The sequence below is a fragment of the Streptomyces aurantiacus genome, assembly GCF_001418335.1.
Lineage (GTDB): Bacteria > Actinomycetota > Actinomycetes > Streptomycetales > Streptomycetaceae > Streptomyces > Streptomyces aurantiacus.
In genome coordinates, this window is record NZ_LIPP01000037.1 from 1 (window position 1) to 19,295 (window position 19,295).

14 protein-coding genes and 1 riboswitch are annotated in these 19,295 nt (G+C 69.8%); of the genes, 4 read left to right on the plus strand and 10 right to left on the minus strand.

Features of this window, described 5'->3' with window-relative positions; translation table 11 throughout:
* Nucleotides 1–76: 76 nt before the first annotated feature.
* The gene (locus tag AOK01_RS06075; RefSeq protein WP_107099738.1) at nt 77–844 is read right to left on the minus strand and encodes a CGNR zinc finger domain-containing protein; all 768 of its coding nucleotides are present in this window, start codon (nt 842–844) and stop codon (nt 77–79) included.
* 82 nt (nt 845–926) lie between these two features.
* Between AOK01_RS06075 and AOK01_RS06080 the strand changes: the two genes are divergently transcribed.
* Nucleotides 927–1,370 carry a VOC family protein gene (locus tag AOK01_RS06080; RefSeq protein WP_055509337.1) on the plus strand — a complete coding sequence of 148 codons (444 nt, stop codon included), beginning with the start codon at nt 927–929 and terminating at the stop codon, nt 1,368–1,370.
* Nucleotides 1,371–1,574: 204 nt separating this feature from the next.
* Nucleotides 1,575–2,516 (plus strand): M28 family metallopeptidase, encoded by a 942-nt coding sequence (locus AOK01_RS06085; protein WP_055509218.1) that lies wholly within the window; start codon nt 1,575–1,577, stop codon nt 2,514–2,516.
* A 66-nt stretch (nt 2,517–2,582) separates the two neighbouring features.
* Here the strand turns inward: AOK01_RS06085 and AOK01_RS06090 are convergent, their stop codons facing one another.
* The 4 genes from AOK01_RS06090 to AOK01_RS06105 form a co-directional block, all read right to left on the minus strand.
* Nucleotides 2,583–3,503, minus strand: a complete 921-nt coding sequence (locus tag AOK01_RS06090; RefSeq protein WP_055509220.1) for an ABC transporter permease — start codon at nt 3,501–3,503, stop codon at nt 2,583–2,585.
* Nucleotides 3,490–4,488 (minus strand): ABC transporter ATP-binding protein, encoded by a 999-nt coding sequence (locus AOK01_RS06095; RefSeq protein ID WP_055509222.1) that lies wholly within the window; start codon nt 4,486–4,488, stop codon nt 3,490–3,492. The genes AOK01_RS06090 and AOK01_RS06095 overlap by 14 nt, the downstream gene beginning before the upstream one ends.
* Nucleotides 4,489–4,584: 96 nt before the next feature.
* A complete protein-coding gene (locus AOK01_RS06100) occupies nt 4,585–5,853 on the minus strand; it encodes a LolA family protein (RefSeq protein WP_055509223.1) in 1,269 nt (422 codons plus the stop codon).
* A 335-nt stretch (nt 5,854–6,188) separates the two neighbouring features.
* Complete coding sequence (locus AOK01_RS06105) at nt 6,189–7,199, minus strand: polyprenyl synthetase family protein (protein WP_055509225.1); 1,011 nt, start codon at nt 7,197–7,199, stop codon at nt 6,189–6,191.
* A gap of 992 nt (nt 7,200–8,191) precedes the next feature.
* A riboswitch (cyclic di-AMP (ydaO/yuaA leader) is annotated at nt 8,192–8,356 on the plus strand.
* Between the two features lie 2 nt (nt 8,357–8,358).
* On the opposite strand from AOK01_RS06105, the gene AOK01_RS06110 reads away from it, so the two are divergent.
* A complete protein-coding gene (locus AOK01_RS06110; protein WP_055509227.1) occupies nt 8,359–9,117 on the plus strand; it encodes a transglycosylase SLT domain-containing protein in 759 nt (252 codons plus the stop codon).
* Nucleotides 9,118–9,170: 53 nt separating this feature from the next.
* Here the strand turns inward: AOK01_RS06110 and AOK01_RS06115 are convergent, their stop codons facing one another.
* Nucleotides 9,171–10,010 (minus strand): HAD family hydrolase, encoded by an 840-nt coding sequence (locus AOK01_RS06115; protein WP_055509229.1) that lies wholly within the window; start codon nt 10,008–10,010, stop codon nt 9,171–9,173.
* A 380-nt stretch (nt 10,011–10,390) separates the two neighbouring features.
* On the opposite strand from AOK01_RS06115, the gene fahA reads away from it, so the two are divergent.
* Nucleotides 10,391–11,605, plus strand: coding sequence for a fumarylacetoacetase (fahA, locus tag AOK01_RS06120; RefSeq protein ID WP_055509231.1), 1,215 nt, complete (start codon nt 10,391–10,393; stop codon nt 11,603–11,605).
* A gap of 185 nt (nt 11,606–11,790) precedes the next feature.
* Here fahA and recQ read toward each other — a convergent pair whose 3' ends face one another.
* From recQ to nuoL, 4 genes are all read right to left on the minus strand, one after another.
* On the minus strand, nt 11,791–13,833 hold the full coding sequence (gene recQ / locus AOK01_RS06125; protein WP_055509338.1) for a DNA helicase RecQ: 2,043 nt from the start codon (nt 13,831–13,833) through the stop codon (nt 11,791–11,793).
* Nucleotides 13,834–14,122: 289 nt separating this feature from the next.
* Nucleotides 14,123–15,772 (minus strand): NADH-quinone oxidoreductase subunit NuoN, encoded by a 1,650-nt coding sequence (gene nuoN / locus AOK01_RS06130; protein WP_055509233.1) that lies wholly within the window; start codon nt 15,770–15,772, stop codon nt 14,123–14,125.
* Nucleotides 15,769–17,340 carry an NADH-quinone oxidoreductase subunit M gene (locus tag AOK01_RS06135; protein ID WP_055509235.1) on the minus strand — a complete coding sequence of 524 codons (1,572 nt, stop codon included), beginning with the start codon at nt 17,338–17,340 and terminating at the stop codon, nt 15,769–15,771. The genes nuoN and AOK01_RS06135 overlap by 4 nt, the downstream gene beginning before the upstream one ends.
* Nucleotides 17,341–17,345: 5 nt before the next feature.
* The gene (gene nuoL, locus AOK01_RS06140) at nt 17,346–19,292 is read right to left on the minus strand and encodes an NADH-quinone oxidoreductase subunit L (protein WP_055509237.1); all 1,947 of its coding nucleotides are present in this window, start codon (nt 19,290–19,292) and stop codon (nt 17,346–17,348) included.
* Nucleotides 19,293–19,295: the final 3 nt, after the last annotated feature.

Consider the following 19,295-nt stretch of genomic DNA (forward strand, 5'->3'; position numbering starts at 1 on the left):
ACACGGGTACGCCGGACGGAGGCGGCCGGAGCGGAGAGGGGTATGGCAGAGGGGAGCGGGACGGAGGCGTCTGCGGTCATGTTGACAGTATGGCGAGTCCGGCCGGACGAGTCGTCAACTCACGTCCTGACGCCCGGGGTTGGCGGTCAGGCGCCGCCCTCTCCCCCGTCCTCCCCATCCCGTCCCTATTCGCATCCGCATCCCCCTCCTCCCCCTCCCTCTCGGCTCGGCGGGCCCGGTGCGTCCGTACCTTGTGGAGGTTGCCGCAGTGCTCCATCGCGCACCAGCGCCGGCGCCCGGGCCGTGACGTGTCGACGAAGAGCAGTTGGCAGGTGTGGGACCCGCATTCGCGGAAGCGGTCCGCATACGGCCCGGTGAGCAGCTCGACCGCCTCACGGGCGACGGTGGCCAGCAGCCGAGCGACGGTGGCACCCGGCGCCCATCCGCGCGAACCGTCCGGTTCGATCCGGGCGGCGAGCGGTGTCCCGGCCGCCGCCGCGTTGACCACATCGAGTTCACGGGCCCCGAGCGGCCTGCCATGGGCGCGGTCGGCGACGAGCTGGAAGAGCGCGTCGCGCAGGTCGCGCGTCTGCGTCAGTTCCCGCTCCGTCACCGTTATTTCGAGGCCGGCCGGCAAGCGGCTCCGCTCCACCCAGCGCAGCAGATCCGCGGGCTCGTGCAGTACCTCGAAGCGCGCGAACTCTCCCGGTCCGCCCGTCGTCAGGAGTTCCGTGCACAGCGCCCCGGCATCGAAGCGATACCGCTTCCCTCCGTACGACACGAGAGTCAGTCCGGGCGTCCTCGTTGCCTGCTCGCTCACGTAACCACTATAACTGGTTACCATGACACAGGCCCACGCACCGCAGCCCGGTCCCGCATCCACGACGCCCGGTCCCGTTCCTGCGCCCGCACCCGCGCCCGCGCCCCTGCACTGGAAACTGGTCGTCGACACCGCCGACCCGCACGCCCAGGCCGATTTCTGGGGCGCCGCCCTCGGCTACCTGGTCGAGGACCACAGCGCGCTGATCGAGCGCCTGCTGAGCGTCGGCGCCGCACCCGCCGAGCTCGTCGTCGAGTCGCACGGCCGCCAGGCATGGCGGGACGCGACCGGCGTACGGCACCCGCAGGACCCGTACGAGAAGGGGAGCGGGGTGGGGCTCGGGCGGCGGTTGCTCTTCCAGCGCGTTCCGGAGCCGAAGACCGTGAAGAACCGGCTGCACATCGACCTGCACACCGAGGGCGGGAAGCGGGAGGCGGAGGTCGCGCGGCTGACCGGGCTCGGGGCGACGGTCGTCCGGGAGGTGAAGGAGCCGTCGGGCGAGTGGGTGGTGATGGCGGACCCGGAGGGCAACGAGTTCTGCCTGCACTGACACGCCGGACCCGATGAAATCGGGCCCCACGGATTCCAGGCTGGGCAAGGTGGCGAACGCCTGGTGTCCGCTATGCGAACCCGGCTGACCGATTCGCGCTCTTGACGGAACGTCAGCCTCAGCTTCACCATCAGGCACCCATTCCCGCAGGGTCCCGCGGAAGCCGCGGGGTCCAAGAATCCACAGGAATTCGGAGCCCCCCACATGAAGCTCTCCGTTCCCGGACGTGTCACGGGTGCCGCCGCCGTGGTGGTCGCCGCGTTGCTCACCACGAGCGCGACAGCCGACGCCGCGCCCGCACGCGTGGCCGCCGCACCGGACATACCCGTGGCCGCCGTCAAGGCCCACCTCACTCAACTGCAGTCCATAGCCACCGCCAACGGCGGCAACCGCGCCCACGGCCGTACCGGCTACAAGGCATCCCTCGACTATGTGAAGGGCAAGCTGGACGCTGCCGGGTTCACCACCAGCATCCAGCAGTTCACCTCCTCCGGCAGCGTCGGCTACAACCTGATCGCCGACTGGCCCGGCGGCGACGCCAACCAGATCGTCATGGCGGGCTCCCATCTCGACAGCGTCACGTCGGGGGCCGGCATCAACGACAACGGCTCGGGTTCGGCGGCCGTTCTGGAGACCGCGCTCGCCGTGTCCCGGGCGCAGTACCAACCCGCGAAGCATCTGCGGTTCGCCTGGTGGGGAGCCGAGGAACTGGGCCTGGTCGGCTCCCGCTACCACGTCAACAACCTCTCCACCGCCAACCGCGCGAAGATCAGCGGCTATCTGAACTTCGACATGATCGGCTCGCCGAACCCCGGCTACTTCGTCTACGACGACGACCCGGCCATCGAGAAGACCTTCAAGGACTACTTCGCCGGTCTCGGCGTCGCGACCGAGATCGAGACCGAGGGAGACGGCCGCTCGGACCACGCCCCCTTCAAGAGCGCGGGCATCCCCGTAGGCGGTCTCTTCACCGGCGCCAGCAGCACCAAGTCGGCGGCGCAGGCCGCCAAATGGGGCGGCACGGCGGGCCAGTCGTTCGACCGCTGCTACCACTCCTCGTGCGACACGACGGCGAACATCAACGACACGGCCCTGGACCGGAACAGCGACGCGCTCGCGTACGCGGTATGGGAGCTGTCGGACTGAAGTGCTCTGCCGGGTCGAAGTGCTCTCGCAGCCGACGGGGCCGGCTGGGCGCGGCGCAGTGACGCCCTACGCGGTGATGTCCTTCGCCGTGAACCGCGCCCAGGCCGCCGCGCCGAACACCGCCGCGTACAGCGCCTGCAGTTCGAGGTTGCGGATCAGGTCGTCCCAGTAGACGGGATCGCGCATGAGGTCGGCGAACGACAGCCAGTAGTGCGAGAAGAAGTACGGCTGTATCGCGTGGAGCTGGGGTATCTGGTCGAGGATCTGCACGGTGATGAGCAGGCCGACGGTCGTCGCCATCGCCGCGATCCCGCTGTTCGTCAGGGTCGAGACGAACAGCCCCAGCGCCGCGATCCCGATCAGCGACGCGGCGACGATCAGCGCAATCAGCAGGGCCCGGCCCAGCCCCTCGCCGAAGCTGATGCGCGTGCCGGAGATCGTCGTCAGCTCGCCCAGGGGAAACAGGAGCGCGCCCACGATGAGCGCCGAGGTCGCCACGACGAGCGTCGCGATGACACAGAAGGCGAGCGTGGTCGCGTACTTGGTGACCAGCAGGCGCGTACGTCCTGCCGGGGCGACCAGCAGATAGCGCAGCGTTCCGGCGTTGGCCTCGCCCGCTATCGCGTCGCCCGCCACGACGCCGACCGCCATCGGCAGGAAGAACGGCAGGGTGGCGGCCAGCGCGGTGAACACCAGGAACAGTCCGTTGTTGGTGATCTGCGCGATGAACGCGGGCCCCTCGCCCCCGCCGCCCGCGGTGGACGACCCGTCGCTCGTCTCGATCTTGACCGCGACACCGACCAGCACCGGCACGGCGGCGAGCACGCCGAGCAGAGCGATCGTCCGCCAGCGGCGGAGCGTGGTGCTCAGCTCGTTGCGCAGCAGGCCGAGGGTCCAGAGCGGGCTCGGCGCCCGTGCCGCAGCGGCCCGCCCTGAAGCAGCCGACTCCGCGGCGCCCGATGAATCGGCGGTCTCAGCCCGCGACATCGAAGCCCTCCCCCGTGAGCGCCACGAACGCGTCCTCCAGCGAGGCCCGCTCGACCCCGAAGCCGCGTACGCGGACGCCCGCCGTCACGAGTGCCGCGTTCACCTCGGCGAGATCGTGGTCCGGTGGGTCGGCGGTCACCCGGTCCTCGGTGACCACGACATCGCTCACGCCCTGTTCCTTCAGTACCCGGGCCGCTTCGCCGGGGTCGGGCGTGGTCACGACGAGCCGGCTGCGCGCGCCCGCCGCGAGCTCGGCCACCGGGCCCTGGGTGATCAGCCTGCCCTGTGCCATCACCGCGGCGTGCGTGCAGACCTGTTCGATCTCGTCGAGCAGGTGCGAGGAGAGGAACACGGTCGTGCCGTCCGACGCCAGCTCACGGACCAGGGAGCGGATCTCCCGCATCCCCTGCGGGTCGAGCCCGTTGGTCGGCTCGTCGAGGACGAGCAGCTTCCGGGGCTGCAGCAGCGCGGCCGCGAGACCGAGCCGCTGCTTCATCCCCAGCGAGTAGGCCTTCGCCTTCTTGCCCGCGGCGGCCGTCAGCCCGACCCGGTCGAGCGCGGTCGCCACGCGCGTACGCCGGGTACGCGGGTCGGCGACCGGGTCCGCGGAGTCGTACCGCAGGAGGTTGTCACGGCCGGAGAGGAAGCCGTACAGGGCTGGTCCTTCGATGAGCGCGCCCACGTGGGGCAGCACCGTGCGCGTGGCGCGCGGCATGGGCCGGCCCAGTACACGTGCTGTCCCGGAGGTCGGTTCGATCAGGCCCATCAGCATCCTGATGGTGGTCGTCTTCCCGGAGCCGTTCGGACCGAGGAAGCCGAAGACGCTGCCCGCCGGGACGGCCAGGTCGAGGCCGTCGACGGCGAGCTGTCCGCCGCGGTAGCGCTTGGTGAGCGCACGGGTGGCGATCACGGTGTCACCCGTACCACCCGTATCACTCGTATCACCCGAGTCACCCGAGTCACCTGCGGTGGACAGTTCCGCCATCGACTCCCTCGCTTCGCCTTGCCCTCGGGAAACCCCTGTCGGCCCCTGTCGAGGAGACCCCTGTCGGAGCACGCCCTGTCAGGGGGCCGACAGGGCCTAGTTCGCCGCGTTGGCCGCCTTCACCAGCGCGTCCTTGGTGACCGCGCCCGCGTAGACCTTGCCGTCGTCCGTGATCAGCGCGTTGACCAGGCGGGTCGAGAAGACCGTGCCCGAGCCGAACTTGCCGCTCACCTGGTCGCCCAGCGAGTCCAGGAAACGGCCCGCGTCGCCCCCGCCGGACCCCTCCGACGGCAGGCCCTCGCCGCCGGTGTCGAACTGGGCTATGGCGCTCCAGCCTTCACCCATGACGTCCGGGCCATCGGACTCCTTGCCCAAGCCCTCTCCGTTGCCCTTGACGTTGCCGTTGTCATTGCCGGGACGCGCGTGGCGCTCCTTGTCCGCCCGGCCCTCGGACGCCGGCTCGTCGCCCTCGGTGACCTTCGCCCCCTTCGGCGGGCTGAAGTCGAAGGTGGACGCGGCCGGCTTGGCGAACTTCACCTGGGTGAAGCCCGCGTCGATGACGGCCGAGCCACCGCTCGTCGGGGTCAGCGTGAACTTCAGGGGCAGGCCGGTCTTCGCGTCCACGGCGATGGAGATCGCGCCGACCGTCGAACCGGACTGCTTCGGCTTGATCAGCAGCTTGTAGGCGTCCCGGCCCGCGACCTGCGCCGTACCGTCGACGGTCACGGACGTCGTGTCGTCGGCCGCCTTCAGCGCCTCCTCGGCCAGCTCCTTGGGCGTGGCCGGCACGTCCTGGGACCTGTCCTTCGTCCCCTTCCCGGCGGAACCGGCGGAACCTGAGGAGCCGTCCTGCGCGTGGTACGCCTCGTTCGACGCGCTGTCGTACGCCCACACCTCGTCGCCGTTACGTATCACGCTGTACTCGGCGGCCTTGTCGAGCAGAGACAGCTTCTGCTTGTCCTCGCCGTCGGCCGCGACCCGCAGCGTGTGCGTACCGGACGCCAGTTCCAGCAGCTTGGACGACGGGTCCGCGGACGAGCCCGAGCTGTCGCCCCCGCCCGCCACACCGCCGAGGCTGCTCTCCAGGCCGCCGAGGTTCGGCAGCCCCAGATCCGTACTGATCTTCACCGTGCCGGACAGCTGCTGTACGTCCGAAGCGGCGATCTTCTCGATGAGCTGCTGCGCGCTGACCTTCGGCAGGTCGGGGTCGCCGGAGCCCGCGAACGCCGGGACCAGCCCGATGGTCGCCGCCGCCACCCCCACCACCGCGACGGGAACGACGTACCGCGCGGCTTTGCGCCTGCCGGCGCGCATGTCGTCGGCCTCGTCCTCGATCGTGCTGTCGTCGGATTCGTACGGTGCCATGTGTGCCCTACCTCCGTTGTCGGCGGCGGCTTACCGTCCACGCACTCGTCCACCCCTGGCCGCCATTGTCACCCGAACTCCTGTGAAGTGGTGTTCCCCATCTGACCAAATCGACCGCCGGATGGCGTCAGACCTCGGAGCCAACTCCTCGTACACCTGGGGGATGACATAAGCGGACGGCGCATCCCCCGACCCGTAGGGGTCGTGTGGGGGAGACGCCGTCGCCACCGTTCAGGATCTTGGGGCTCACTCACCGGCGACTGCTTCACCGGTCATCAGCTCACCGGTCGTCAGTCCGCCGCTCACCGGCTCACCGGTGATCAGCCCGCCGGTGATCAGCCCGCCCGGTGCACCACCGCGTCACACAGCTCCACCAGAGAAGCCTTCGCGTCGCACTCCGGGAGCGGTGCCAGGGCGGCGCGGGCGTCCTCCGCGTACCGCACGGTGTCGCGGCGGGCCTGGTCCAGCGCGGGGTGGACGCGCAGCCTGGCCAGCGCCTCCGCGAGCCGTGCGTCGTCCGTGAGGTCCGACGCGAGCAGCTCGGACAGGGCGATGTCCTCGGCGAGCCCCAGCCGCTTGACGCGCTCGTGCAGCCGCAGGACGGGCATCGTCGGAATGCCCTCGCGCAGGTCGGTGCCCGGCGTCTTGCCGGACTCGTGGGAGCCGCTCGCGATGTCCAGCACGTCGTCGGCAAGCTGGAAGGCCACACCGAGCCGCTCGCCGTACTGCGTCAGCACGTCGACGACCGTCTCGTCGGCGCCCGACATCATCGCGCCGAATCGTCCCGCCACCGCGATCAGCGAGCCGGTCTTGCCGCCGAGCACGTCCATGTAGTGGTCGACCGGGTCACGCCCGTCGCGCGGTCCCGCCGTCTCCAGAATCTGGCCGGTGACCAGCCGCTCGAAGGCCTCCGCCTGGATGCGTACGGCCTCGGGGCCCAGGTCGGCCAGGATGTGCGAGGCGCGTGCGAAGAGGAAGTCGCCGGTGAGGACCGCGACCGAGTTGCCCCAGCGGCTGTTGGCGCTGGGGACGCCGCGGCGCACGTCCGCCTCGTCCATCACGTCGTCGTGGTACAGCGTGGCGAGATGGGTCAGCTCGACGACGACCGCCGAGGGCACGATCCCCGGCGCGTACGGGTCACCGAACTGGGCGGCGAGCATCACGAGCAGCGGCCGGAACCGCTTCCCACCCGCCCGCACGAGGTGCTGCGCGGCCTCCGTGATGAACGGGACCTCGCTCTTGGTGGCCTCAAGCAGTCCCTCCTCGACAGCCGCCAGTCCGGCCTGGACATCGGCTTCGAGAGCCTGGTCCCGCACGCTCAGCCCGAACGGCCCGACGACGGTCACGAGGGTCTCCTGTCTGCTGACGCTCTCAACGGCGGTCTCTGGATGCGCTGGGTGCTGCGGGTGCGCAGCGGGCTCTGGGTGTGTTGCGTGCTGTGGGTGTTTGTCGATGTGTCGCTGCCGGCACTCAAGTCAGCGTATCCGGTCGTCTTTCGATCACGATGAGCGCCCGCCTGTCACCTGCCACCACCCTGCCGGACACGCTCCACCTGGCCCCTTTTGCCCCGTCACCAGGGCGGGAGGTACTGGATCATGGAAGGTATGTTCTCGATCTGATGATATGACTGAAATATCCCGAAAGAGGCTCCTCGGCACCCCGGCGTCCCGACTGCGCCGCACGATTCACCCGGCTCACCGAGGCGACACCCACGCGCATCCGTACGCCCTTCCGCTCCGCCCCCCTGACCCTCCCTACGGCTTTCCCGCCGAGACGGTTCACGACGGCATCCGAGTTCCCCCGACAGACGGACCCAAGCCCTACGCCCGCGCATGACGCCCCATCACCGAGGAAACCACCGCCGAAATCACCGACGAAAGCACCGACGAATCCGAACCGGCCACTACGACAACGACGCGCAGCACAGGGGAGGTTCCGCGCTCGCCCTCGACATGCGCACACGGTCGTCGGCCACCCTTCCAGCTCCAGCGGTTCCAGACATTCCGCACCTCACGTCGGCCGCGATTCTCCCAAACCTCCCCAACCTCCCGAATCCCCCAAAGGCACCGACTTGCCCGAATTAATAATCTGTTTCCCTAATCGCCTGTACGCGTCAGTGAATTGGGTCACGCCTGTCCGAAGTGATCGTTTTGTCGGGTCCGCCGACTTCCCTTCACGGAAAGCAAGTTGAGCTTTGCCTTCCGGATAGATCAAGGAATATTCACCCAATGAGGCAGGTCATGATCGGTGCCATGCGAATTCAGGGCTTGTTTGCTTCATGTGCTTTCGCATACGTTCACGTCACTCCGGACGGATCGCCTAATCCTGCCGCCGCCCGGAAACCCAGCCACCCATTCACTCGCGTACGGCAGGAGCGGGGGACCCAGGTAAGTCGCCGGTCCCGTTATCGGAACGGCTAGGGGTTAAGTCGCGTACAGCACGCGACCGGGCATCTCCCGCCCGAACCCGACAGCTCACCTCGTAGGCGCCGGAGAGGAATTCGCCATGCCCGCACGAGGCAAGCACCGCCGCACCAGAATGAGCTCTCTCGCCCGTGGCATCGTCGCCGCGGGGACGGGCGGAGCCGCGCTCGCACTCCCCATCGTGGGGGCGACCGGCGCCCACGCCGCACAGCCGACTCAGGCCCCGAAGGCCGCGCAGACCGCTCCGACCGCCGTCCCGCAGGTCTCGCTGGTCACCTACAAGGTGGCCGAGGGCGACACCCTGTCCAAGATCGCCAAGGCGCACACCACAGGTGACTGGAAGAAGCTGTACAACGCCAACCGCGCGGTCATCGGCAGCAACCCGGCGGTCATCCGCCCGGGCCTCGAACTGACCGTGGGCACCAAGAACGGCCAGACCCCGGCGAAGACGGCCAAGGAAACCAAGGCAACCAAGGCGACCACCGCATCCGCCGTCGCCCCGGCCGCCGCGAAGACCTACACGGACGACCTGGACGGCTGGATCAAGGAGTCGCTGGACATCATGGCCCAGCAGGGGATCCCGGGCACCTACGACGGCATCCACCGCAACATCATCCGCGAGTCGTCGGGCAACGCGCAGGCCATGAACAACTGGGACTCCAACGCGGTCGCCGGTACGCCGTCCAAGGGGCTCCTCCAGGTCATCGACCCGACCTTCGCGGCGTACCACGTGACCGGCACGTCGCTGGATCCCTTCGACCCGGTCGCCAACATCACGGCGGCGTGCAACTACGCCGCCGCACGGTACGGATCGATCGACAACGTCTTCGGCGCCTACTGACCGACGCCCGGACCCGCACCCCGGCCGACCGGGCCGCGGACTCTCCGGCCGGCCTACCGGCCGAGGCGGGGGCTCGCGGCCCGGTCGTCGGAGAACATCCGCTCCAGGACCACCGCGATGCCGTCGTCCTCGTTCGAGAGGGTGATCTCGTCGGCGACGGCCTTGAGTTCGGGATGCGCGTTGGCCATCGCGACTCCGCGCGCGGCCCAGTCGAACATGGGGATGTCGTTCGGCATGTCCCCGAAGGCGACGGTCTCCGCCGACGTCAGGCCCAGCTGCCCGGCGGCGAGCGCAAGACCTGTCGCCTTCGTGATGCCGCATGGCTGGAGTTCGACGGTGCCGGGACCGGACATCGTGACGGTGGCGAGGGAACCGACCGCTCCTCGGGCGGCGGACGCCAACTCGTCGTCGGAGAGCAGGGGATGGCGCAGCAGCACCTTGCTGATGGGCGCCGTCCAGAGGTCGTCGCGGCGCAGCACCCGTACCGCCGGAAGCGTCGGGTGGGGCATCTCGTAACCCGGCTCGATGAGCGTGAGACCGTCGACCCCGTCCTGGTCGACGGCCGCGTACACCTCGCCGACCTCCGCCTCGATCTTGCCGAGAGCCACCTCGGCCAGCTCGCGTTCGAGAGTCACGGACCACACCATGCGGTGCGCGCCGGCGTCGTACAACTGCGCGCCCTGTCCGCACACCGCGAGCCCCTGGCTGCCCAGCTCGTCCAGCAGCGGCCGTACGCGTGGGGCGGGGCGCCCCGTCACCACGAGGTGCCGGGCGCCTGCCCCGACCGCCATCGCCAGCGCGGCGCGTGACCGGTCGGAGAGGGTGTCGTCGCCGCGCAGCAGCGTCCCGTCCAGGTCAGTGGCGATGAGTGAATATGCAATCGGTGGGGCCATGATCAGAGAATACGGACCGAATGCCCCGACGACTCGACGGGAACCGGACGTCGTCCGGCACCTCGACCACCTCACGCGTTCCCGTATGTCCCATCCGGCCCCGATAGTTCAGGCTGATCCCATGACATATCGGCCACCTCACTCGCCCGCTCCACGCCCTCCCCGGCCACCGGTGCGCCTGCCCGCACACCCACGCGCCCGCGCGCTCGCCGGCTCCAGCCGTGCCCTCCCGCCAGGTGCCGGACCGTCCCGCGGCGAACCGAAACCAACCACTCCCACCTCACCCCCCATCGGACATTGCGAACTCTTCAGACGCTGCCCATGAGTGGCGCCTCCCCGTAACGTGTGCTCCACCCACACGGAAAGCGAGGCAGCACCCCATGCCCCCCTTCGATGTCCCCGAGGGCGATCCCTTCGGCCCGCACAATCTTCCGTACGGCGTCTTCTCCCTGGCCGGCTCCGATCACCGGAGCGTGGGCGTCCGGCTGGGCGACCACGTCCTCGACGCGGGGGCCGCCGCGGTGGAACTCGGCTCCCCGTACGCCACCCTGCTCGCCCGGACCTCCCTGAACCCGTTGCTCGCGGCCGGCCGCACCGCGTGGTCGGACGTCCGGCGTGCGCTCACCGCGTGGGTGACGGTGCCCGCCCACCGCGAGAGCGTCGCGCCCTTGCTCCACCCGCTCTCCGAAGTGACCCTCCACCTCCCCTTCGAGGTCGCCGACTACGTCGACTTCTACGCCTCCGAGAACCACGCCCGTAACGTCGGCCGGATCTTCCGCCCCGACGCCGAGGACTCCCTCACGCCCAACTGGAAGCATCTGCCCATCGGTTACCACGGCCGGGCGGGCACCGTCGTGGTCTCCGGGACCGATGTCGTACGCCCCGCGGGCCAGCGCAAGGCCCCGGCGGACCCGGCGCCGGTCTTCGGCCCATCAGTCCGGCTGGACATCGAGGCGGAGGTCGGCTTCGTCGTCGGCACGCCCTCCGCGATGGGCACGCCGGTGCCACTGGGCGACTTCCGCGACCACGTCTTCGGGCTCTGCCTCCTCAACGATTGGTCCGCGCGCGATCTCCAGGCCTGGGAGTACGTCCCGCTCGGCCCCTTTCTCGGCAAGTCCTTCGCCACGTCGGTGTCGGCCTGGATCACCCCGCTCGACGCGCTGGAGGACGCCCGGGTCGCGCCCCCGACGCGCACGCACCCCCTCCTCCCCTATCTGGACGACACCTCGGAGGACCCCGGCGGCTACGACCTGCGCATCTCCGTCGCCGTCAACGGCCATGTGGTGTCCGCGCCCCCGTTCTCCACGATGTACTGGACGGCCGCCCAGCAACTGGCCCATCTGACCGTGAACGGAGCGTCGCTGCGCACGGGGGACCTGTACGGATCGGGCACCGTGAGCGGAGCCTCGGACGGTGAACGCGGTTCGCTCCTGGAACTGACCTGGAACGGCCGGGACACCCTCGAACTCCCCGACGGCAAGCGGACGTTCCTGGAGGACGGGGACGTCGTGACGCTGACGGCCTGGGCCCCGGGGCCGGACGGGACCCGCGTAGGTCTGGGCGAGGTGACGGGCCGGATCGCACCCGGCGCGTAACGTCCGCCCGCGCGGGGGTCACGTCCGGGGCCGGTCCCGTATGTGGCCGAGGCCGCTTCGGTGTTCGCTGACGCGGGGTTGTTCGGATCTGCGGGTCGGTGGGGGCTTGTCGCGCAGTTCCCCGCGCCCCTAGAGGGCGCCCCCGCGTCAGCGACGAGGCCTGCGGGTCTATGCCGTGCGGCTCCCTATATCCAGTCCTCCGGCTCGGGCTCCGCATCCATCTCGGGCCAGTGCAGGCCGGGGTCACCGTCACTCCGCGGCTGCGGCGACACCGGCACCGGCACCGGTCCCTCGGGGTTCCCCGCTCCCTTCGCTCCTCCGGACGGCCGCTCCAGGGACGCGAGCACTCCGACCACGCCCTCCCCGTACGTCGCGAGCTTCTTCTCGCCGATCCCGCTGATGCCGCCGAGTTCAGCCACGGTGGTGGGCCACAGCGTGGCGATCTCCCGCAGCGTGGCGTCGTGGAAGATGACGTACGCCGGGACGCCCTGCTCCTTGGCCTGTCCGGCACGCCAGGCGCGCAGGGCCTCGAAGGCGGGGAGCAGCTCCGAGGGCATCTCGGCCGCGGCGGCCGCTGCCTTGGCCTTGCGCTCGGCCCGGCCGGAACCGGATGTGGAGGACGAGCCGCGGGAGGTCACCGGCTTCGGCAGCTCCTTGCGCATCGGCACCTCCCGCTCGCGCCGCAGCACCGTCCCGCTCGCCTCGGTCAGTACCAGCGTCCCGTACGCGCCCTCGACCGCGAGGAGGCCCTGGGCCAGCATCTGCCGTACGACACCGCGCCATTCGCCCTCGTCCAGGTCCTCGCCGATGCCGAACACGGACAGCTGGTCGTGGTCGAACTGGATGACTTTGGCCGTCTTGCGCCCGAGCAGGATGTCGACGATCTGTATCGCCCCGAACTTCTGTCCCCGCTCGCGCTGCAGCCGCACCACGGTGGACAGCACCTTCTGGGCCGCGACCGTGCCGTCCCAGGTCTCGGGCGGGACCAGGCACGTGTCGCAGTTGCCGCAGGCCTCGGTCTCGGGATCCTGGCCGAAGTAGGCGAGCAACTGGGTGCGCCGGCACTGGGCGGTCTCGCACAGGGCGAGCATCGCTTCGAGATGGGCGGCCGCCCGGCGGCGGAACGCCTCGTCGCCCTCGCTCGACTGGATCATCTTGCGCTGCTGTATGACGTCGTTCAGGCCGTAGGCCATCCAGGCCGTGGACGGCAGTCCGTCGCGGCCCGCGCGGCCCGTCTCCTGGTAGTAGCCCTCGACGGACTTCGGCAGGTCGAGGTGGGCGACGAACCGGACGTCCGGCTTGTCGATGCCCATGCCGAAGGCGATGGTCGCGCACACCACCAGGCCGTCCTCGCGCAGGAACCGCGACTGGTGGGCGGCGCGCGTGCCCGAGTCGAGCCCCGCGTGGTACGGCACCGCCGCGATGCCGTTGCGGGCGAGGAACTCGGCCGTCTTGTCGACGGAGTTGCGCGAGAGGCAGTACACGATGCCCGCGTCGCCCGCGTGCTCCTCCTGGAGGAAGGCCAGCAGCTGCTTCTTGGGGTCGGCCTTGGGCACCACCCGGTACTGGATGTTGGGCCGGTCGAAGCTGGCCACGAAGTGGCGGGCGTCCGGCATGCCCAGGCGCTGGGTGATCTCCTGGTGCGTCGCGTGCGTGGCCGTCGCGGTCAGCGCGATCCGCGGTACGTCGGGCCAGCGCTCGCCCAGCAGCGACAGCGACAGGTAGTCGGGGCGGAAGTCGTGGCCCCACTGGGACACGCAGTGCGCCTCGTCGATCGCGAAGACGGAGATCCGGCCGCGCTTGAGAAGGCCGAGCGTGGACTCCAGGCGCAGCCGCTCCGGCGCGAGGTAGATCAGGTCGAGCTCGCCCGCGAGGAACTCGGCCTCGACCACCCGCCGCTCGTCGAAGTCCTGCGTGGAGTTCATGAACCCGGCGCGCACGCCGAGCGCCCGCAGCGCGTCCACCTGGTCCTGCATCAGCGCGATGAGAGGGGAGACCACGACGCCCGTACCCGGTCTGACCAGGGCGGGGATCTGGTAGCAGAGCGACTTGCCGCCGCCCGTCGGCATGAGCACGACCGCGTCCCCGCCGCTCACCACATGGTCGATGACGGCTTCCTGCTCCCCCCGGAAGGCCTCGTAGCCGAAGACCCGGTGCAGGGTGCCGAGCGCCTCACTGTCGCCGCCGCCCGGCCCGCCGCCCGGCCCGCCATCCGCACCGCCCGGCATCCCGCCCGCCGTGGCCGGTCCCGCCACCGCGCCCATTCCGGTCATCACACCCGCTCCGCCCATCGTCCCGTCCCCCGTACCTGCGGCCTCCTCGACCACTGCGTCCACGATAGGCGTCAGGACCGACAGCCACGGAGTTATCCACAGGCCGGCCCGCCCAGGCCCGGAAACTCGCGTCAAGGCGCGACGGCAGCGGCCCGGTCCCCCGCACTGCACTGGGGAACCGGGCCGCTGTCCATACAGAGGCGAAACAACAGTGGCGACGCAGCAGAGGCGACGCAGGCGGGTCTCAGCGCACGAACACGCCCGCCTGCCCCGCCAGGTCCAGGAAGTACTGCGGTGCCACACCGAGTACCAGGGTGACCGCCACGCCCACCGCGATCGCCGTCATCGTCAGGGGCGACGGCACGGCGACCGTGGGTCCCTCCGGGCGCGGCTCGCTGAAGAACATCAGCACGATCACCCGGATGTAGAAGAACGCCGCGATGGCCGACGAGATCACGCCGACCACGACCAGCGCGCCCGCGCCGCCCTCGGCCGCCGCCTTGAACACGGCGAACTTGCCCGCGAAGCCGGAGGTCAGCGGGATGCCCGCGAAGGCCAGCAGGAAGACCGCGAACACGGCCGCCACCAGCGGTGACCTGCGCCCCAGACCGGCCCACTTGGACAGGTGCGTGGCCTCGCCGCCCGCGTCCCGTACGAGGGTGACCACCGAGAACGCGCCGATCGTCACGAACGAGTAGGCGGCCAGGTAGAAGAGCACCGACGACACACCGTCCGGGGTCGTCGCGATGACACCGGCGAGGATGAAGCCCGCGTGCGCGATCGACGAGTACGCGAGGAGCCGCTTGATGTCGGTCTGGGTGATCGCGACGATCGCGCCGCCCAGCATGGTGACGACCGCGACACCCATCATCACCGGCCGCCAGTCCCAGCGCAGGCCCGGCAGTACCACGTACAGCAGCCGCAGCAGCGCGCCGAAGGCGGCCACCTTGGTCGCGGAGGCCATGAAGCCGGTCACCGGGGTCGGCGCGCCCTGGTAGACGTCCGGGGTCCACATGTGGAACGGCACCGCGCCGACCTTGAACAGCAGGCCCATGACGATCATCGCGGCGCCGATGAGCAGCAGCGCGTCGTTGCCCATGGTGCCGACGAGTGCCGGGTTCACCGTCTCGATCGTGCCGTCGACGACCTGCGCGAGTGTCGCGTACGACACCGAGCCCGCGTAGCCGTACAGCAGGGCGATGCCGAAGAGGGTGAACGCGGAGGCGAACGCGCCGAGCAGGAAGTACTTGACCGCGGCCTCCTGCGACATGATCCGCTTGCGGCGGGCCACGGCGCACAGCAGGTAGAGCGGCAGCGAGAAGACCTCCAGCGCGATGAACAGCGTCAGCAGGTCGTTCGCCGCCGGGAAGACGAGCATGCCGCCGATCACGAAGAGCAGCAGCGGGAACACCTCGGTGGTGGTGAACCCGGCCTTGACCGCGGCCTTCTCGCTGTCGCTGCCGGGCACGGACGAGGCCTGCGCGGCGAACGAGTCGACGCGGTTGCCGTGCGCCACGGGATCGAGGCGCCGCTCGGCGAACGTGAACACGCCGAGCAGACCGGCCAGCAGGATCGTGCCCTGGAGGAAGAGCGCGGGCCCGTCGACCGCGACGGCGCCCATCGCGGCGATGCCGGCCTTCGTGGTGCCGTATCCGCCGGCCGCGAGGGCGACGACCGCGGCGAACGCGGCGACGAGAGCGACGACGGACACGAAGATCTGCGCGTAGTAGCGGGACCTGCGGGGCACGAACGCCTCGACCAGGATCCCGATGACCGCCGCCCCGATGACGATCAGGGTGGGCGACAGCTGCCCGTACTCGATGTTCGGCGCGTCGATCTTCTGGATCGGGTCGGCCGCGGTTGTCCACAGGCTGTGGACGGCTGTTGCGCTCACTTGACGGCCTCCACCTCGGGCTGGGGGTCTTTCTTCTGTACGTCGGACATGGTCTGTTTGACCGCCGGGTTGACGATGTCGGTGAGCGGCTTCGGATAGACGCCGAGGAAGATCAGCAGGGCGATCAGCGGGGCGATCACCGCGAGCTCCCGCACCCTGAGGTCGGGCATGGCCGAGACCTCGGGCCGCACCGGGCCCGTCATCGTCCGCTGGTAGAGGACGAGCGTGTAGAGCGCGGCGAGGACGATGCCGAAGGTGGCGATGATCCCGATCGCCGGGTAGCGCGAGAACGTGCCGACCAGGACCAGGAACTCACTGACGAACGGGGCGAGTCCCGGCAGCGACAGCGTCGCGAGGCTGCCGATCAGGAAGGTGCCGGCGAGCACCGGGGCGACTTTCTGCACCCCTCCGTAGTCGGCGATCAGGCGCGAGCCGCGCCGCGAGATCAGGAAGCCGGCCACCAGCATCAGCGCGGCGGTCGAGATCCCGTGGTTGACCATGTAGAGCGTCGCGCCGGACTGCCCCTGGCTGGTCATCGCGAAGATGCCCATGATGATGAACCCGAAGTGGGAGATCGACGCGTACGCCACCAGGCGCTTGATGTCGCGCTGGCCGACCGCGAGCAGCGCCCCGTAGATGATGCTGATCGTGGCGAGTACGAGGATCGCGGGTGTCGCCCACTTCGAGGCCTCCGGGAAGAGCCCCAGACAGAAGCGGAGCATCGCGAAGGTGCCGACCTTGTCGACCACGGCGGTGATCAGTACGGCGACCGGGGCGGTGGCCTCCCCCATGGCGTTGGGCAGCCAGGTGTGGAGGGGCCACAGGGGCGCCTTCACCGCGAAGGCGAAGAAGAAGCCCAGGAACAGCCATCGTTCGGTGTTGGTCGCCATGTCGAGCGAGCCGTTGGCCCGCGCCTCGGCGATCTCCTGGAGCGAGAAGTTCCCCGCCACCACGTAGAGGCCGATCACCGCGGCCAGCATGATCAGGCCGCCGACCAGGTTGTAGAGGAGGAACTTCACGGCGGCGTACGAGCGTTGCGCCGCGGCGTGTTCGTCCGAGCCCGCGTGGGCCCGGTCTCCGAAGCCGCCGATGAGGAAGTACAGCGGGATGAGCATGGCTTCGAAGAAGATGTAGAAGAGGAAGACGTCGGTGGCCTCGAAGGAGATGATCACCATCGCCTCGACGGCGAGGATCAGGGCGAAGAAGCCCTGCGTCGGCCGCCACCGGCTGCTGTGGGTCTCCAGCGGGTCGGCGTCGTGCCAGCCCGCGAGGATCACGAACGGGATCAGCAGGGCGGTCAGCGCGATCAGCGCCACCGCGATGCCGTCCACGCCCAGCTCGTAACGCACCCCGAAGTCCTTGATCCAGGAGTGCGATTCGGTGAGCTGGTACCGGTCGCCGTCGGGGTCGAAGCGGACCAGGACGACGACGGCGAGGGCCAGGGTGGCGAGCGAGACGAGCAGCGCCAGCCACTTGGCGGCGGTGCGGCGCGCGGCCGGCACGGCGGCCGTGGCGATCGCCCCGATCGCCGGGAGCGCCGCCGTCGCTGTCAGCAGAGGAAAGGACATCGGAATCAGACCGCCCTCATCAGCAGGGTCGCGGCGATGAGGATCGCCGCACCGCCGAACATCGAGACGGCGTACGAGCGCGCGTAGCCGTTCTGCAGCTTGCGGAGCCGTCCGGAGAGACCGCCCATCGAGGCCGCCGTGCCGTTGACGACCCCGTCGACCAGGGTGTGGTCGACGTACACCAGGGAGCGCGTGAGGTGCTCGCCGCCGCGCACCAGGACGACGTGGTTGAAGTCGTCCTGGAGGAGGTCGCGCCGGGCGGCCCGGGTGAGCAGGGAGCCGCGCGGGGCGACGACCGGGACGGGACGGCGCCCGTACTGGAGGTAGGCGAGGCCCACGCCGATGACGAGCACGACCATGGTGGAGAGCGTGACCGTCGTCGCGCTGAGCGGCGAGTGTCCGTGCGCGTGCTCGGTGACGGGCTCCAGCCAGTGCAGGAAGCGGTCACCGATGCCGAAGAAGCCGCCCGCGAAGACCGACCCGAAGGCCAGCACGATCATGGGGATCGTCATGGACTTCGGCGACTCGTGCGGGTGCGGTTCGGCGTGTGTGCCACGGTGTTCGGCGGCCGGCTCCACGTCCGACTCCGCCGGGGAGGGGGTCGGCTGGTTCCGCCAGCGCTCCTCTCCGAAGAACGTCATCAGCATCACGCGCGTCATGTAGAACGCGGTGATGGCCGCGCCCAGCAGGGCCACCCCGCCGAGGATCCAGCCCTCGGTGCCGCCCTTGGCGAAGGCGGCCTCGATGATCTTGTCCTTGGAGAAGAACCCTGACAGGCCCGGGAAGCCGATGATGGCGAGGTAGCCGAGGCCGAACGTCACGAAGGTGACCGGCATGTACTTGCGCAGGCCGCCGTACTTCCTCATGTCGACCTCGTCGTTCATGCCGTGCATGACCGAACCGGCGCCGAGGAAGAGCCCGGCCTTGAAGAAGCCGTGTGTCACCAGGTGCATGATCGCGAAGACGTAGCCGATCGGGCCGAGGCCCGCCGCGAGGATCATGTAGCCGATCTGCGACATGGTCGAACCGGCGAGTGCCTTCTTGATGTCGTCCTTGGCGCAACCGACGATCGCACCGAAGAGGAGCGTGACCGCTCCGACAACGGTGGTGACCAGTTGGGCGTCCGGCGCGGCGTTGAAGATCTCCCCGGAGCGGACGATCAGGTACACGCCCGCGGTCACCATGGTCGCGGCGTGGATGAGGGCCGAGACCGGGGTCGGGCCCTCCATCGCGTCCCCGAGCCAGGACTGCAGCGGCACCTGCGCGGACTTGCCGCAGGCGGCGAGGAGCAGCATCAGGCCGATGGCGGTGAGCTTGCCCTCGCCGGTCTCACCGGTGGCCTCCAGGACCGGCCCGAAGGCGAAGGTCCCGAAGGTGGTGAACATCAGCATGATGGCGATCGACAGGCCCATGTCGCCGACGCGGTTGACCAGGAAGGCCTTCTTCGCCGCGGTGGCCGCGCTGGGCTTGTGCTGCCAGAAGCCGATGAGCAGGTACGAGGCGAGGCCCACGCCCTCCCAGCCGACGTACAGGAGCAGGTAGTTGTCGGCGAGGACGAGCAGCAGCATCGCCGCGAGGAACAGGTTCAGATAGCCGAAGAAGCGGCGGCGGCGCTCGTCGTGCTCCATGTACCCGATCGAGTACACGTGGATGAGCGAGCCGACGCCGGTGATCAGCAGCACGAACGTCATCGACAGCTGGTCGAGCTGGAAGCCGATGTCCGCCTGGAAGCCCTCGACGGGGATCCAGCTGAACAGGTGCTGCCCGACGGCCCGGTGCTCCTCGTCCTTGCCCAGCATGTCGGCGAAGAGGATCGCGCCGATCACGAAGGAGGCGGACGCGAGGGCCGTGCCGATCCAGTGGCCGACGGCATCGAGCCGCCTGCCGCCGCACAGCAGTACGGCCGCTCCGAGCAGAGGCGCTGCCACCAGCAGCGCAATCAGATTCTCCATGTT

What these genes read in the sequence shown, in the direction of transcription:
- AOK01_RS06135 (WP_055509235.1), bottom strand. Translation starts at nt 17,340, where the DNA reads ATGTCCTTTCCTCTGCTGACAGCGACGGCGGCGCTCCCGGCGATCGGG.
- fahA (WP_055509231.1), top strand. Translation starts at nt 10,391, where the DNA reads ATGCCCCCCTTCGATGTCCCCGAGGGCGATCCCTTCGGCCCGCACAAT.
- AOK01_RS06100 (WP_055509223.1), bottom strand. Translation starts at nt 5,853, where the DNA reads ATGGCACCGTACGAATCCGACGACAGCACGATCGAGGACGAGGCCGAC.
- AOK01_RS06075 (WP_107099738.1), bottom strand. Translation starts at nt 844, where the DNA reads ATGGTAACCAGTTATAGTGGTTACGTGAGCGAGCAGGCAACGAGGACG.
- AOK01_RS06090 (WP_055509220.1), bottom strand. Translation starts at nt 3,503, where the DNA reads ATGTCGCGGGCTGAGACCGCCGATTCATCGGGCGCCGCGGAGTCGGCT.
- nuoL (WP_055509237.1), bottom strand. Translation starts at nt 19,292, where the DNA reads ATGGAGAATCTGATTGCGCTGCTGGTGGCAGCGCCTCTGCTCGGAGCG.
- AOK01_RS06110 (WP_055509227.1), top strand. Translation starts at nt 8,359, where the DNA reads ATGCCCGCACGAGGCAAGCACCGCCGCACCAGAATGAGCTCTCTCGCC.
- AOK01_RS06115 (WP_055509229.1), bottom strand. Translation starts at nt 10,010, where the DNA reads ATGGCCCCACCGATTGCATATTCACTCATCGCCACTGACCTGGACGGG.
- recQ (WP_055509338.1), bottom strand. Translation starts at nt 13,833, where the DNA reads ATGCCGGGCGGTGCGGATGGCGGGCCGGGCGGCGGGCCGGGCGGCGGC.
- AOK01_RS06095 (WP_055509222.1), bottom strand. Translation starts at nt 4,488, where the DNA reads ATGGCGGAACTGTCCACCGCAGGTGACTCGGGTGACTCGGGTGATACG.
- AOK01_RS06085 (WP_055509218.1), top strand. Translation starts at nt 1,575, where the DNA reads ATGAAGCTCTCCGTTCCCGGACGTGTCACGGGTGCCGCCGCCGTGGTG.